The organism is Microlunatus antarcticus, from assembly GCF_014193425.1.
In the GTDB taxonomy this organism is placed as follows: domain Bacteria; phylum Actinomycetota; class Actinomycetes; order Propionibacteriales; family Propionibacteriaceae; genus Microlunatus; species Microlunatus antarcticus.
This window is the reverse complement of the sequence record NZ_JACHZG010000001.1, coordinates 2,808,528-2,823,418: the sequence shown is the minus strand read 5'-3', so window position 1 is coordinate 2,823,418 and position 14,891 is coordinate 2,808,528. Positions and strand designations below refer to the sequence as shown.

The following is a 14,891-nucleotide window of genomic DNA, read 5'->3' as shown; positions in this document are numbered from 1 at the left end:
GCGCCCGTGCTCGTCGCTCTCTACGTGCCCGGCGACCGGCCCGAACGCTTCGCCAAGGCCTTCGCCACCGGCGCCGACCAGGTCATCCTCGACCTGGAGGACGCCGTGGCACCGGGGCACAAGGAGCTGGGTCGGCACGCGGTGGCCGAGCTGCTGGCCGGCTCCGTGCCCGGACGGGTCGCCGTACGCCCCAACGGCGCGGGGTCCCCGTGGCACGAGGCCGACCTGGCGATGCTCGCTCAGGCTCGCAGCCGACCCGCGCTGCGGCTGCCCAAGGTCGAGGGTCCGGACGACGTCGACCGGGTCCTGGAACGTCTCGGCGACTCTTCCGGCGAGCCCTGGGAGCTCACCTGCCTGCTGGAGTCGGCGCTCGGCGTCGAGCGGGCGTACGCCGTCGCGAGCCACCCCGCCGTCTCGGGGATCGCACTCGGCGAGGCCGACCTGCGGGCCGAGCTCGGCGTGACCGCCGAGGTCGCGCTGGACTGGCTCCGGGTGCGTTCCGTGGTGGCCGCCCGCGCCGCCGGGCTGTCGGCACCGGCGATGGCCGTGCACCCGCACCTGGACGACGACGAGGGGCTGCGGGCCTCCTGCCGGCACGGCGCGGCGCTGGGCCTGCGCGGGCGGGCGGCGATCCACCCGCGCCAGGTCCCGGTCATCCGCGAGGCCTTCACGCCGACGGCGGAGGAGGTCGCCGACGCCCGGCAGGTGGTCCAGGCGCTGGCCGGTGCCGCCGGCGCTGTCCGGCTGCCCGACGGCCGGATGGTCGACGCGGCCATGGGCGCCGAGGCCCGTGCGGTCCTCGCCCTCGCGGGCTGACGCTCAGCCGGCCGGGTTCCTCAGCGGCAGCCAGGCGAGGACGTCGACGATGCGGGCGTCCCAGTAGGCCCAGTCGTGGTCGCCGGGGCCCTCGACCAGCTCGACCGGCAGGTCGGCGGCCGTGCAGGCCGCGGCGAACCGGCGGTTGTCCTCCAGCAGCCCGTCCTCGGTCCCGCACCAGGCGCGCAGCGCCGGCAGCGCGTCCGGGTCGGCCTCGGCCACCAGGTGGAGCAGGTCGGCGTCCGTGCCCGCGACCGGTCCGTCGCCGAAGAGGCGGGCGGTCATCCGCGGGTCCTCCGGCCGCTCGCGCCGGGTCGTGCGTCCGGCGATGTCGAGGGCGCCGGAGAGGCTGGCCGCGGCGGCGAAGCGGTGCGGCTCGCGCAGCGCCCACTTGAGCGCGCCGTAGCCGCCCATCGACAGCCCGGCCACAAAGGTGTCCTCGCGGCGTTCAGAGAAGCGGAAGAAGTCGTGCACCAGCGCCGGCAGCTCTTCGGACAGGAACGTCCAGTACCGACCGCCGTACACCTCGTCGGTGTAGTAGCTGCGGTGCACCTGAGGCATCACGACGGCCAGGCCGAGCGGAGCGACGTACCGCTCGATCGACGTCCGGCGCACCCAGGTCGTCGCGTCGTCGCTCATGCCGTGCAGCAGGTAGAGCACCGGGGGAGGCGTGTCCGACGCCGCGCCCGCCAGCCCGACCTGCGAGGTCGTGCGCTGGGGCAGGATCACGTTCATCGAGGTGCTCAGGCTCAGGGCCTCGGAGAAGAAGTCGACGCGCAGCAGGGCCATGGGTCGATTCTGCGCCGCGACCTCGCGGAGTCAGAGCGTGCCGACCAGCTCGTCGAGCATCGGGTCGAGCGAGCCGAGCGCGACGGAGAGGTGGCCCTCTCCGGGCAGCAGGTGAGCGACGGCGCGGGGCAGGTGGTCCGCCAGCCAGCGGCCGTGGGCGAACGGGACCATGAGGTCCTCCTCGCCCTGCCAGACGAACGCGGGCACCGCGACCTCGCTGACGTCGAAGCCCCAGGGCCGGGTCAGCGCGAGGTCGTCGTCCAGCCACCCGTCAACCCCGGTCCGGACGGACTCGCGCAGAGCTGCCGCGAGGTCCTCGCCGTACTCGTCGGTCAGCACGGCCCGGTCGACCGGCGGCAGCAGGCTCGCCATCTCGGCGACGATCCCCCCGGCCTGCACGGTGCGGAGGCCTTCCGCGTCGCGCTCGAGGTACGTCCGCAGCTCCGTCTCGCCCGCCCGCGCCGCGGCGAACTCCTCCAGGTTCTGCTCGCCCATCCCGGCGAGGAAGTCGAAGCCGTCGACGGTGCTCGGGGCGGCGCCCGCGATGCAGAGCACCCCGGCGACCCGGCCGGGCAGGTGGGCCGCCGTCGCCAGCGCGTGCGGGCCGCCGCCCGACCACCCCGCCACCACGCTTCGGTCGGCGCCTAGGTGGTCCAGCACCACCGCGACGTCGTCCGCGGCGTCGACGACGCGTCGTCCGGGCCGCCGGGTGGAGCCGCCGTAGCCCGGCCGCGACCACGTCACCAGGCGCAGCGACCGGGCGGCCGAGGCGCGCTCCAGCGCACGGGTCGCGATCCGGGATCCGGGCGTCCCGTGGTGGAAGAGGAGTGGCACGGCCCCCTCGGGACCGCTGACGGAGACGTCGAGCGAGCGGCCGTCAGGCGTACGGAGGAGAGGCACGAGGTCATCCTGCTCCGGGGCGACGCTCCCGCGAGACGAGGCCTACGTCCCGAGGGCTGGCCTACGATGGACGGGCGTCGCGGCACGGAGTCCCGGCGCCCAGTGGCACGACCTAGTAGGGAGCCCGGATCTCGTGGCGTTGATGGACAGGATGCTCCGCTTCGGCGAGGGCAAGATCCTCAAGCAGCTCAAGGGGATGGCCAACCAGGTCAACTCCATCGAGGAGGACTTCGTCGCGATGAGCGACGACGAGCTCCAGGGTCAGACGGCCGACTTCAAGCAGCGGCACGAGAACGGCGAGACGCTCGAGCAGCTGCTGCCCGAGGCGTTCGCCACGGTGCGCGAGGCCAGCAAGCGCGTCCTGGGCAAGCGGCACTTCGACGTCCAGCTCATGGGTGGGGCCGCGCTGCACCTCGGGAACATCGCCGAGATGAAGACCGGTGAGGGCAAGACACTCGTCGCCACGCTCCCGTCGTACCTGAACGCCATCACCGGACGCGGCGTCCACGTGGTCACGGTGAACGACTACCTGGCCAAGTTCCAGTCCGAGCAGATGGGCCGCATCCACCACTTCCTCGGGATGGACGTCGGCGCGATCCTGTCGCAGATGACCCCGGCCGAGCGGCGGGTCGCGTACGCGTGCGACATCACGTACGGCACGAACAACGAGTTCGGGTTCGACTACCTGCGCGACAACATGGCCCTGAGCATCGAGGACTGCGTCCAGCGCGAGCACCACTTCGCCGTGGTCGACGAGGTCGACTCGATCCTCATCGACGAGGCGCGCACGCCGCTGATCATCTCCGGCCCGGCCGAGGACAGCCAGCGCTGGTACCCGACCTTCGCGAGCATGGTCAACCGGCTCCAGAAGGACGTGCACTACGAGGTCGACGAGAAGAAGCGCACCGTCGCGATCCTCGAGGCCGGCATCGACCAGGTGGAGGACCGCCTGGGCATCGACAACCTCTACGAGTCGGCGAACACGCCGCTGATCTCCTACCTGAACAACGCGATCAAGGCCAAGGAGCTCTTCAAGCTCGACCGCGACTACGTGAATATGGACGGCGAGATCCTCATCGTCGACGAGCACACGGGTCGTTCGCTGGTCGGCCGTCGCTACAACGAGGGCCTGCACCAGGCGATCGAGGCCAAGGAGAAGGTGCAGATCCGCGAGGAGTACCAGACCCTCGCCACCATCACGCTGCAGAACTACTTCCGCATGTACGAGAAGCTCTCGGGCATGACGGGCACCGCCCTCACCGAGGCGTCCGAGTTCCAGAAGATCTACGGCCTGGGTGTCGTCCCGATCCCCACGAACATGCCGATGGTGCGCGCCGACCAGCGCGACCTGATCTACCGCACCGAGCTGGCCAAGTTCGAGGCCATCGTCGAGGACGTCGCCGAGCGGCACGAGAAGGGCCAGCCGGTCCTGATCGGCACCGCCTCCGTCGCCAAGTCGGAGACGCTGTCCAAGCTGCTGAAGGAGAAGGGCGTCAAGCACGAGGTGCTGAACGCCAAGCAGCACGCGCGGGAGGCCTCGATCATCGCGCTCGCCGGGCAGAAGGGCGCCGTCACCGTCGCCACGAACATGGCCGGCCGTGGCACCGACATCATCCTCGGCGGCAACGCCGAGTTCCTGGCCGACTTCTCCCTGCGCGGCCAGGGCATCGACCCCGTCGAGCACGCCGAGGAGTACGAGGAGCGCTACCCCAAGGTCCTGGAGTCCCTCGAGGAGCAGGTCACCGGCGAGCACGAGGAGGTCGTCGAGGCCGGCGGTCTCTACGTCGTCGGCTCCGAGCGACACGAGTCGCGCCGCATCGACAACCAGCTCCGCGGTCGTTCCGGCCGTCAGGGCGACCCTGGGGAGAGCCGCTTCTACCTCTCGCTCGGCGACGACCTGATGCGGCTGTTCAAGTCCGACATCGTCGAGTGGGTGCTCAACGCGCTGAACATCCCCGACGACCAGCCGATCGAGAACAAGCGGGTCAGCTCGTCGATCGCCAGCGCCCAGGCGCAGGTCGAGTCGCAGAACTTCGAGACCCGCAAGAACATCCTCAAGTACGACGACGTGATGAACCGTCAGCGTCACGCCGTCTACGGCGACCGCCGCAAGGTGCTCGAGGGCGCGGACATCTCCGACCGGCTCCGCACCACGGTGGACACCGTGGTCGAGCAGTACGTCGTCGGGGCGACCGCCGGCTTCGCCGAGGACTGGGACCTCGAGCAGCTGTGGACCAGCATGAACACGCTCTACCCGGTCGGGCTGGACCGGGCGACCTACGAGGACGACGACGACCTGGACCAGGCGACGCTGATCGCGGACTTCAAGGCCGACGCCGAGCGTGCGTACGACGCCCGTGAGGCCGAGCTGGGCTCCGAGGTCATGCGGGAGGTCGAGCGGCGGGTGCTGCTCACCGTCCTGGACCGCAAGTGGCGCGAGCACCTCTACGAGATGGACTACCTGCGCGAGGGCATCGGCCTGCGCGCGATGGCGCAGCGCGACCCGCTGGTGGAGTACCAGCGCGAGGGCGGCGACATGTTCAACTCCATGATGGAGGCGTTCATGGAGGAGGTCGTCGGCTTCGTCTTCCACCTGGACGTCGAGGTAGAGCCGTCGACGCCGAAGGTGGGCGTCGTCGCCGGTGCGGACGGCCGGGCGATGCAGATCGGCTCGCGCGGGTCGAACGGCAACGGGTCGAACGGCAACGGGACGAGCGCGGTCGACGCGGACGAGACCGACGGCGACGGGTCCAACGGGCACCGCCACCTGGTCGAGACGGGTCCCGACCCGGACGGCCCCGGGGTCGAGGTGACCGAGGTCGAGGAGGTCGACGAGCCCGAGCTCGAGCCCGCGGGCTCACGGCCGCAGATCCGGGCCAAGGGTCTGGAGCCGCAGGCCCGCCGCCGGCTGACCTACACGTCCCCCGACGAGTCCGGCGAGGCCACGGCCGACGCCGCGACCATCGACGACCCGTACGCGGGCGTCGGCCGGAACGCGCCCTGCCCCTGCGGGTCAGGCAAGAAGTTCAAGATGTGCCACGGGCGCTCGGGGTCCTGACCTCGTCCTGACCCTGGCTCGACCCGTGCGGAGGGCGCGGCACGCTGCGGCGTGCCGCGCCCTCGGCACAGGTTCGTGTGGTGGCCTGCAGCGGTGATCGTGCGCTGCCGTGTGCTCGCCCTCGTCGTCGCTCTGCTGACCGGTCCCGCGCCCGTCGGGGCGCCGCCCGCCCTCGCGCCCGCGCCGTCCCTGCTCAGCGCGGCCGAGGTGGCCGCCCTGGACCCGGACGCGCAGGCCGTTCTGCTCGCCCCGCTGCGGGCTGCGGCCGCGGCGCTCGACGCCGTCGGGCGGAGCCAGGACCGCGACGTGTACGCGGGAGTGGCCCTGGACGCGTCCACTGGTCGGACCGACCTCTACCTGACCGACCCGGGCGCCGCCGCCGGTGTGCTGGCCGCCGCGCGTCTCCACGACCCGGACCTGGCCGCGAACCAGGTCGTCGTCCACCGTGCGGCGTACGCGCTGACCGTCCTCGACGCCGCGAGCCGCCAGGCCGTCGAGTCCCCGGAGCCGTACGCGCTCTACGCCTCCTACCCGGCGCCGGACGCCTCCGGTGTCCGCGTGGAGGTGCGCGACCCCGTGGCGGCGTCCCGGGAGTCGGCACCCGACCTCGAGGTGGCGAGCCGCGACGGGACCCGGGTGCGCGTCCCGGTGACGTTCGTCGCCGGCAGCCCCCGCGTGGCCCACGACTGGGACGCGGTGAAGTGGCACGACTCCGCGCCCTTCATCGGCGGTGACGTGCTGACGAGCGACGGCGACCACCACTACTGCACGGCCGGTCTGCCGGCCGTGCGGAAGAAGGACCGGCACCCGGTCATGGTCACCGCGAACCACTGCTTCGGAAGCGGCGATCGCGTCTACACCGCCGCGGGCAGGACCTGGGCCTACCGCAACGGGCGGACCGGTCGCTACGTCGGCACGGTGACGAGGCGGAGCACGGCGTACGACGCCGAGGTGCTCGACGGGGCGGACGACGCCGCCGACGAGAGCGACACCTCGGGCTGGAAGCCGCTGACCAGCGTCGCCTACTCCTACCGCGGCGACGACGTCTGCCACTCGGGGGCGCGCTCCGCGGCCGACGGCCACCCGACGCCGTGCGGCATCGAGGTGACGATCGACGACCTGTACTTCCGCGAGGGCGGCCACACCGTGCGCGGGGTCGAGGGCGAGGACGTGCACGGGTGGGGCTCGGTGAACGGGGACAGCGGCGGGACGGTCTTCGCGGTGCAGCCGCACGGGACGCGCCAGCTGCGCGGGCAGGTGTCGTCGGGCGGGGCGGACGGGACCGACGACCAGCGCCGCGTCGACTGGCCCGAGGCGGTCGACATCTTCCGGACCCTGGGCCTGGAGCTCGACCCCGAGACCTGATCGGTCGCGCCGGCCCGTCCGGGTGTCGACCTCGGGGCAGACGTGTTGTCCGTCCGCTGCCGCCGTCCACAGATCGGCTCGCGGCTCTTCTCTCGCCCCGGCCGCTCGCGCAGGGTGACGACGTGAGCGTCCCCGTCGTCCGTGTCCTGCCGTCGAGCCGACCCGAGCCGCGCACCTGGCGGGTGGGTTCGCCCCGACCGGCCGCGCCCGTCGCCGCACCCGAGGTCGCGGCGCCCGTCCCGCGGCCGACGCCGGGGCAGGTGTTACGGGTTGGTCGCACCTGGGGTGCGCGTCAGCCCCAGGAGCTGCCCGACGCGGCCCGGTGGTCGGGCTGGCTGGCCCTCGCCCTGACCGAGGCGCTGCTCGGCCGCCGGCCCGCCACCCAGCTCACCGGGTGGGTGGCCGACGACGTGGTGGCGGGACTGAACCGGCGTCAGCGGCTGCACGCCGCGGACGAGGCGGCGGCTCGCACGGTGCTGCTGTCCGGCCGCGTCCAGCACCCCGCCCCGCTCGCGGTGGAGGCCACCGCGGTGCTCCGCTCCGGCCCCCGTACGGTCGTGCTCGCCTTCCGGCTCGAGGGATGCGGCCGGGGATGGCTGTGCACGGCCCTCGAGGCCGGGGTGACCTCCGGCCCCCGACGGAGGGACCGGAGGTCCGGGCTCAGCTCCGCTTCGAGCGCAGCAGGGTGAAGGAGCAGTCCCGCACGATCAGCGTGCTCACCGGTGCCGAGACGCGCTGCCCGGGGTCGCTGCTCACGACGAGCTCCCACTCCGCGTGCAGGGGCGGCGCGACCGTGAACTCGACGCCGTTGGCGGCCGCGTTGAGCAGCAGCGCGAAGGTGTCGCCGTCGCGGTGGGCGAAGACGAACATGATGCTGCGGGCCCGCGGGTCGTCCCAGTCGCTGTCGGAGAAGGTCTGGCCGTCGGAGCGCAGGAGCCACACCGTCGCGTTCGACCCCTCCTCCTCGTCGGACTTCCCCTCGGCCGCGGCCGCGCGGTACCAGTCCGGTCGCAGCGCCGGCTCGGCCTTGCGCAGCGCGACGAGGTCGGCCGTGAACCGGCGCAGCTCGTGGTCGGCGGTCGACCAGTCGTACCAGGAGATCTCGTTGTCCTGGCAGTAGGCGTTGTTGTTGCCGCCCTGGCTCCGGGCGATCTCGTCCCCGCCGAGGATCATCGGGACGCCGGCCGACAGCAGCAGCGTGGCGAGGAAGTTCCGGCGCATCCGGTCGCGCCGGGTCAGCACGGCCTCGTCGTCGGTCGGGCCCTCGGCGCCGGAGTTCGTGGAACGGTTGTCGCTCTCGCCGTCCTCGTTGTCCTCGCCGTTCGCCGCGTTGTGCTTCAGCGAGTACGACGTCAGGTCCGCCAGGGTGAAGCCGTCGTGGGCCGTGACGAAGTTGACGCTGCACAGCGGCGAGCGGCGGCTGGCCTCGTAGACGTCGGGGCTGCCCAGGATCCGCTGCGCGACGCCGCCGATGCGGCTGTCGGCGCCACCCCAGAAGTCACGGAGGTCGTCGCGGAACTTCCCGTTCCACTCCGACCAGTCTGCCGGGAACCCGCCGACCTGGTAGCCCTGCGTGTCCCACGGCTCGGCGATCATCTTGGTCGGCGCCAGCACCGGGTCCTGGTGGATGAGGTCGAGGAACGCGCTGTGCATGTCTGCCGACCCGTCCTGGCGGGTGAGGGTCGTGGCGAGGTCGAAGCGGAAGCCGTCGACGTGCATCTCGGTGACCCAGTAGCGCAGCGAGTCCATGATCAGCCCGAGCGCGGCCGGGTGGCCGACGTTGAGGCTGTTCCCGGTCCCGGTCGTGTCGAAGTAGGAGGAGCGGTCCTCCTCGACGAGGCGGTAGTAGGCGGCGTTGTCGATCCCCTTGAACGAGATCGTCGGCCCGAGGTGGTTGCCCTCGGCGGTGTGGTTGTAGACGACGTCGAGGATCACCTCGAGGCCGGCCGCGTGCAGCGCCTTGACCATCTGCTTGAACTCGACGACCTGCTGCCCACCGTCGCCCGACGCGCTGTAGTCGGCGTTCGGGGCGAAGAAGCCGTACGTGTTGTAGCCCCAGTAGTTGCGCAGGCCCTGGTCGACCAGGTGCGAGTCCTGCGCGAACTGCTGCACCGGGATCAGCTCGACGGCGGTCACGCCCAGCTCGACCAGGTAGGCGATCGACGCGGGGTGCGCGAGGCCGGCGTACGTCCCGCGGATCTCCTCGGGGACGTCCGGGTGGAGCTGGGTGAAGCCCTTGACGTGCGTCTCGTAGACGATCGTCTCGTCGAGCGGGACGAACGGGTGCTTGTCGTCGCCCCAGTCGAATGACCGGTCGGTCACCACGCACCGCGGCATGAACGGGGCGGAGTCGGTCGGGTTCAGCTCGTCCGGGGCGTTGAAGCGGTGGCTGAAGGTCGCCTCGTCGCCCTTGAGCTCGCCCTCGATCGCCGTGGCGTACGGGTCGAGGAGCAGCTTGTGCGGGTTGTGGCGCAGGCCGTTGGCAGGGTCCCACGCGCCCTGGACGCGCAGGCCGTAGCGGGTGCCGACGCCGTGGCCCTCGATGCGGCCGTGGAAGACGTGGCCGGAACGTTCCTGGAGCCGGTGCGCGGTCTCGCGCCCGGACTCGTCGAAGACGCAGACGTCGACCGCGTCGGCGGTCTCGGAGTAGACGGCCGCCACGAGGCCGTCGCCGTCGACGTGGACGCCGAGCGGGTACGGCCGGGTGCGGTGCTCGCGGGTGATGATCACAGGTCGAAGTATGGCGGGCGCGACGGGTCCGACCCGGTGCCGCTCACGACGGCGGCAGCGTCACGCCGAAGCCCTGGACCGCCAGCCGCAGCAGGACCGGCCCCGGCCGCAGGAACTCGCTGATCTTGGCCGAGGTCAGCACGTCCAGCTCGTCGACCCGATGCCGGTACGCCGGGCCCCCCTCCGCGCGCGCTCGCTGGAGCACGCCGGTGTTGTGCCAGACCTTCTCCCGCGACTCGCGCAGGAAGCGCCGGGACGCCCACCGGTGCAGCGGCCCCAGGAGGCGGTCGACGCGCCGGACCTTCCAGCCCAGCTCGGCGTCCTCGGCCCGCAGCCGCGCGAAGAGCACCTCGTCGATCCGCTGGTGGTCGCGGTCCCGACGCGCGAGCAGGGCGGGGTCGGCGAAGTCGGCGTCGGTGACGACGGCGACCAGGGACTGCGGCAGGTCGAAGTTGATGTGGGCGTTCATGGCCAGCAGCAGGTGGCCGAGCGGGTGCATCGCCGGGTCGGCGGTGAAGGCCAGCCGCCACGGACGGGGGACCGGTTCACCGGCCAGGTCGGCGTCGTGCGCCGCGAGGAACTGATCGGCGAACACCTCGTCCCACGCCACGACCCAGCCCGGGTCCTCGAACGAGCCGGCGGCCACGGCGTCGGCGACCCCCAGCGTGACCCGCCGGTAGACGGCGACGAAGGTCGCGCGGTGCGTGGCGTCGGCCGGGAGGGCGTCGAGCCGGTCCTGCAGCGTCGCCGCGACGGCCAGGACACGAGCCGGGTCGCCGGGGGTGCCGCTCACCTCCTCATCCTGCCGCGACCGCGCGGAAGCGGATGCGCCCACCCACCGGGACCTGCCCGACCCGGTCGAGGTGGTGGCGCGCGACGCAGGCGATCACCGGGTAGCCGCCGGTGACCGGGTGGTCGGCGGTGAAGACGACCGGCAGCCCGTTCTGCGGGACCTGGACCGACCCCGGGACCGTGCCCTCGCTGGGCAGCTCCTCGGTGCGGGACCGGACGAGCGGCTCGCCGTCCAGGCGGAGCCCGACCCGGTTGGACCGCGGCGTGACCGTCCACTCCTGGCGCAGGAAGCGGTCGACGACCTCCGGGGCGAACCAGTCGTCCCGGGGGCCGAGGACCACGTCGACCTCGGTCAGCTCGTCGGCGGACGGCAGGCGTGGTCCCGGGTCGGGGTCGACGGCGGCCGCCGACTCACTTGCCCGGCCGACGCGGACGACGTCACCGACCTGGAGACGTGGTGGGCCGACGCCGGAGAGCAGGTCGGTCGAGCGGCTGCCGAGCACGGCCTCGGCCGCGACACCGCCGGCGACCGCGAGATAGCCGACCATCCCCCGGGCCGGGGTGCCGAGGTGCAGCTCGTCGCCAGGCCCCAGGGCGAAAGCCCGGTCGAGCTCGAGCTCGACCTCGACCTCGGCGCCGGTCACGGCGACCACCAGGTCCGTCAGCGCCCGGACCTCCAGCCCGCCGGCTGCGATCTCCAGGGCCGCGGCCCCCGACGGGTTGCCGACCAGCCGGTTGGCCCGGCGGAGCGCCTGCCGGTCGACGGCGCCGGACCGGGCCACGCCCTGCGCGGCCCGCCCGGGCCGGCCGAGGTCGGCGACGACCGTGAGCGGTCCTGGTGCGAGCACCTCGAGCGCGGGCTGGCCCACCAGCGTCGCCGTCGCGGCAGCGCCCGACCCCGATCCCGGGTCCGGGTCAGCGAGGGCATCCGGACCCACGTCGACGAACCGCACGCGCATCCCCGGGGCCAGCAGCGCGGGGTCGGCCCGCCGCAGGTCCCACAGCGCGAGGCCGGTGCGTCCGATCAGCTGCCAGCCGCCCGGGCTCGCACGCGGGTAGATCCCGCTGAAGCGTCCGGCCAGGCCGACCGAGCCGGCGGGGATGGCGGTCCTCGGCTCGGACCGGCGCGGGACGTCGAGCGCGGGGTCGCCGCCGGAGAGGTAGCCGAAGCCCGGCGCGAAGCCGGTGAAGGCGACGGTCCACGGCGCCGCGGTGTGACGGCGGACGACCTCGGCCGGGTCCAGACCGCAGAGCCGGGCCACCTCGTCGAGGTCGGCGCCGTCGTAGCAGACCGGCACCTCGACGACCGGCCCCTCGGCCGTCGCCAGGTGACCGAGGGAGCGGGCGCGCAGGTCGGCGGCGAGGGTCTCGGCGTCGGTCAGCGCCGGGTCGAAGCGCACGAGCACCGTACGGGCGGCCGGGACGAGCTCCCAGACCCCGGGCGGGGGGGCGTCGCGCAGGGACGCGAAGAGCGCGAGCGCCTCGTCGAGGTCGGCCACCTCGGCCAGCAGGCCGTCGGACCCGGCGGGCAGCACCCGGACGTCCGTGCCGACCACGGGTCAGCCGGCCTGCGGGCCGGCAGCGAAGGAGCGCACTTCGACGCCGGCGCCGGTCAGCGCCCCGCGGACCGCCTGCGCCATCGCGACCGCACCGGGTGAGTCGCCGTGCACGCAGATCGAGTCCGCGGCGACCGGCACCGTGCTGCCGTCGACCGCCTCCACCGTGCCCGTGCGGACCAGCCTCACCATCCGCTCGGCCACCTCGTCGGCGTCGTGCAGCACGGAGCCCGGCTCGCGCCGGCTGACCAGCGCACCGGCCGGGGTGTACGCCCGGTCGGCGAACGCCTCGGCCACGACCGGCTGACCGGCCTCGCGGGCCGCGTCCAGGAACACGGAGCCGGCCAGCCCGACCACCGGCAGGGTCGGGTCGTAGCGCCCGAGGGCCGCCAGCACCGCCCGGGCGTGGCGACGACCGCGGTCGTCGTCGGCGGCGATCGTGTTGTAGAGCGCGCCGTGCGGCTTCACGTAGCCGATCCGGGCCCCGAGCGTCCGGCAGATGCCGGCGAGCGCGCCGAGCTGGTAGACGACGTCCCCGCTCAGCTCGGCCTCGTCGGCGTCGACGTAGCGCCGTCCGAAGCCGGCCAGGTCGCGGTAGGAGACGTGCGCGCCGATCGCGACGCCGTGCCGCAGCGCGGTGGTGACGGAACGGGCCATGGTCGACGGGTCGCCGGCGTGGAAGCCGCACGCGACGTTGGCGCTCGTCACGGTGGCGATCACGGCGTCGTCGTCGCCGAGCTCCCAGCGGCCGAACCCCTCGCCGACGTCGGCGTTCAGGTCCACGACGTGCACGTCGGCCTCCCGGTCCACGACTGCCCCCCGCTGGTCGTCGTCGGTGATCGTGGAACGATCCCACACGGTCGGCCCGCCGTTCTCGTCGCGTTGGTAACGTCCGCGGCGTGACCCTGCCTGCGGACGAGCCGGTCGTGCTCGACCCGGCCGGTCGGGCCGAGCGCGTGGCGGACCACGTCCGCCGCGGGATCCTCGACGGCACGTACGCCTTCGGCACGCGCCTGTCGGAGCCGCGGATCAGCCGGGACCTGCACGTCTCGCGCAACACGCTGCGGGAGGCGTTCCGCGCGCTGGCGGAGGAACGGCTGGTGGTCCACGAGCTCAACCGCGGGGTGTTCGTCCGGATGCCGACCACCCAGGAGGTGTCCGAGCTGTACGACGTCCGCCGCCTCGTGGAGTGCGCGGCGGTCGCGGCGCACCCGGGCGGCACGGCCGGGCTCGAGCGCGTCGTCGAGACCCTGGAACGGGCCGACGCGACGGCGCGGGCGCACGACTGGGTCGGCGTCGGGACGGCGGACATCGACTTCCACCGCGAGCTGACCGCGCTGGCCAGCGTCCGGGTGGTGAGCCTGATGCAGAGCGTGTGGAACGAGATGCGCCTCGCCTTCCACGTGGTCGCCCGCCCGGACGCCTTCCACGGCACCTACCTGGAGCGCAACCACGCGATCCTCGACGCCCTGGCCGTCCAGGGCGGGCCGGTCGCGGCAGAGATGCTGCGGGCCTACCTCGACGAGGCCGAGAGCCAGGTGCTGGCGGAGTACCGCAGCCGCGGGCTGGGCTGACCCCTTCCGCTCAGCCACGGCGGTCGGCCCGCGCCGCCGCGGCGGCCGCGACGAGGGCGACGGTCTGGTCGACCACCGCCCGCCGGTCGGCCTCGAAGGCCGGGTCGGTCAGCACGGTCGGGTCGCCGGGGTACTCCAGGGCCGAGATGTGCAGGTGACCGCCGGGGACGTCCCAGGCGTGCAGCGCCTGCCGCAGGCGGTTCGAGCGGTACATGCTCTCGTTGCTGAGGTAGTCGCCGCCGGTCCCGGCCGCGGCCGTGCTGCCCGGGGACGGGTCCGGTCGCTCGACCAGCGCGGTCGGGTCCGGGAACGTCCCCGCCGGCCACTCCCGGATCCCCTCCTTGAGCACGACCGGCCAGGGCCCGGTCCCGGCGTCGACCATCGCCGCGTACGGCAGCGTCGTCTCGATCCAGTCGGGGGAGTCGAAGGGCTGGGGCCAGTGCGAGGCCCGCGCCACCGACCCGAAGTGCTGGTCGCGCTGGTTGTCCGGGGTCCCGCCGCGCGCGTTCGCCGCCCACTTCTCGACGTCCATCCGACCGCGCGAGGTCATGCTGATCGTCATGATCAGGTCGGCCCGGTCGTCGCCGGGCCGCAGCACCGGGCCGTACGCGTCCTCGACCACGCACTGGTCGAAGTCGGCGTAGCCCACCGGCAGCACGACGGCCCGGACCAGCGCGTCGCCGTGCGCGGTCTGGAGCCGCCGTCCGTCGAGCTGGAGCGCGGCCGCGCCGGACGGGTTCGAGTGCCGCACGCTCTGGTCCAGCCCGAACACGTCGAAGCCGCTGACCATGACCCGGAGGTCGCCGGGTCGCGCGTCGGCCCACCCGACGCTCCCTGAGCCCGTCGAAGGGCGCTCGATGCCCCGGCTCGTCCGGTCGAGGATCCGCAGCAGCCCGTGGCGCTGGTGCTGGACGGTCAGGTGCGGCGAGTCGAGCCGGCGCAGCGTGGCGCTGAGGACGAGGCGCGCCCAGTAGAGCGGGCGGTCGTCGTACGGGTCGAGGTCACCCTGACCGCTCCGGCCCTGGGCGCGGTCGACCGCGGCGGTCCACAGCTCGGCGCCCGCCTGCCGCACGGCCGCGGTCAGCTCCGCGAGCGAGGGCGCCACCTGCAGGCGACCGGCCAGGTCGGCCGCGAGGTCGTCGAAGCCGGACCGCCGCAGGACCTGGTCGGCGAGCGACGGGCCGCCGGCGGCGAGCGACTCGCTCAGCCGCGACTCCTCGACCGTCAGGGGTGCGGGCCGGGAGGGTGCCGGGTGGGGGGTCGTCCGGTCGTCGTCTGCCTGGGGGGTCATCGCGCTCCGCCTGCCTCGAG

General features: G+C 73.5%; 12 protein-coding genes and 1 pseudogene. 6 read left to right on the top strand and 7 right to left on the bottom strand.

Features of this window, described 5'->3' with window-relative positions; translation table 11 throughout:
- The first annotated feature begins 6 nt into the window (after positions 1-6).
- Positions 7-816 (top strand): HpcH/HpaI aldolase/citrate lyase family protein, encoded by an 810-nt coding sequence (locus tag FHX39_RS13165; protein WP_332836821.1) that lies wholly within the window; start codon positions 7-9, stop codon positions 814-816.
- A gap of 3 nt (positions 817-819) precedes the next feature.
- Here FHX39_RS13165 and FHX39_RS13160 read toward each other — a convergent pair whose 3' ends face one another.
- Positions 820-1,605, bottom strand: coding sequence for an alpha/beta hydrolase (locus tag FHX39_RS13160; protein ID WP_183339089.1), 786 nt, complete (start codon positions 1,603-1,605; stop codon positions 820-822).
- Between the two features lie 30 nt (positions 1,606-1,635).
- Positions 1,636-2,505 (bottom strand): alpha/beta fold hydrolase, encoded by an 870-nt coding sequence (locus FHX39_RS13155; RefSeq protein WP_183339087.1) that lies wholly within the window; start codon positions 2,503-2,505, stop codon positions 1,636-1,638.
- A gap of 142 nt (positions 2,506-2,647) precedes the next feature.
- Here FHX39_RS13155 and secA point away from each other — a divergent pair.
- The 4 genes and pseudogenes from secA to FHX39_RS13140 form a co-directional block, all read left to right on the top strand.
- Positions 2,648-5,113 (top strand): annotated as a pseudogene (secA, locus tag FHX39_RS13150) (preprotein translocase subunit SecA); the annotation flags it as partial.
- A gap of 51 nt (positions 5,114-5,164) precedes the next feature.
- A complete protein-coding gene (locus tag FHX39_RS22445; RefSeq protein WP_408631501.1) occupies positions 5,165-5,563 on the top strand; it encodes an SEC-C metal-binding domain-containing protein in 399 nt (132 codons plus the stop codon).
- A 93-nt stretch (positions 5,564-5,656) separates the two neighbouring features.
- Complete coding sequence (locus FHX39_RS13145; RefSeq protein ID WP_183339083.1) at positions 5,657-6,928, top strand: chymotrypsin family serine protease; 1,272 nt, start codon at positions 5,657-5,659, stop codon at positions 6,926-6,928.
- Between the two features lie 122 nt (positions 6,929-7,050).
- A complete protein-coding gene (locus FHX39_RS13140) occupies positions 7,051-7,617 on the top strand; it encodes an Rv3235 family protein (RefSeq protein WP_183339081.1) in 567 nt (188 codons plus the stop codon).
- Here the strand turns inward: FHX39_RS13140 and glgX are convergent.
- From glgX to FHX39_RS13120, 4 genes are read right to left on the bottom strand one after another with little or no spacing between them, the layout of a single operon-like run.
- Positions 7,589-9,658, bottom strand: a complete 2,070-nt coding sequence (glgX, locus tag FHX39_RS13135) for a glycogen debranching protein GlgX (protein WP_332836820.1) — start codon at positions 9,656-9,658, stop codon at positions 7,589-7,591. The genes FHX39_RS13140 and glgX overlap by 29 nt on opposite strands.
- Before the next feature lie 43 nt (positions 9,659-9,701).
- Positions 9,702-10,451, bottom strand: a complete 750-nt coding sequence (locus FHX39_RS13130) for a DUF5995 family protein (RefSeq protein WP_198423390.1) — start codon at positions 10,449-10,451, stop codon at positions 9,702-9,704.
- Positions 10,452-10,455: 4 nt separating this feature from the next.
- Complete coding sequence (locus FHX39_RS13125) at positions 10,456-12,006, bottom strand: 5-oxoprolinase subunit B/C family protein (protein WP_183339078.1); 1,551 nt, start codon at positions 12,004-12,006, stop codon at positions 10,456-10,458.
- A 3-nt stretch (positions 12,007-12,009) separates the two neighbouring features.
- Positions 12,010-12,798 (bottom strand): LamB/YcsF family protein, encoded by a 789-nt coding sequence (locus FHX39_RS13120; RefSeq protein WP_183341398.1) that lies wholly within the window; start codon positions 12,796-12,798, stop codon positions 12,010-12,012.
- A 107-nt stretch (positions 12,799-12,905) separates the two neighbouring features.
- On the opposite strand from FHX39_RS13120, the gene FHX39_RS13115 reads away from it, so the two are divergent.
- Positions 12,906-13,580: a GntR family transcriptional regulator gene (locus tag FHX39_RS13115; protein ID WP_183339076.1), complete on the top strand. Its 675-nt coding sequence runs from the start codon at positions 12,906-12,908 to the stop codon at positions 13,578-13,580.
- A gap of 10 nt (positions 13,581-13,590) precedes the next feature.
- Here the strand turns inward: FHX39_RS13115 and FHX39_RS13110 are convergent, their stop codons facing one another.
- The gene (locus FHX39_RS13110) at positions 13,591-14,871 is read right to left on the bottom strand and encodes a C15 family peptidase (protein WP_183339074.1); all 1,281 of its coding nucleotides are present in this window, start codon (positions 14,869-14,871) and stop codon (positions 13,591-13,593) included.
- Positions 14,872-14,891: the final 20 nt, after the last annotated feature.

Coding starts and splice junctions, on each gene's coding strand:
- FHX39_RS13160 (WP_183339089.1), bottom strand. CDS start 1,605: ATGGCCCTGCTGCGCGTCGACTTCTTCTCCGAGGCCCTGAGCCTGAGC.
- FHX39_RS22445 (WP_408631501.1), top strand. CDS start 5,165: ATGCAGATCGGCTCGCGCGGGTCGAACGGCAACGGGTCGAACGGCAAC.
- FHX39_RS13110 (WP_183339074.1), bottom strand. CDS start 14,871: ATGACCCCCCAGGCAGACGACGACCGGACGACCCCCCACCCGGCACCC.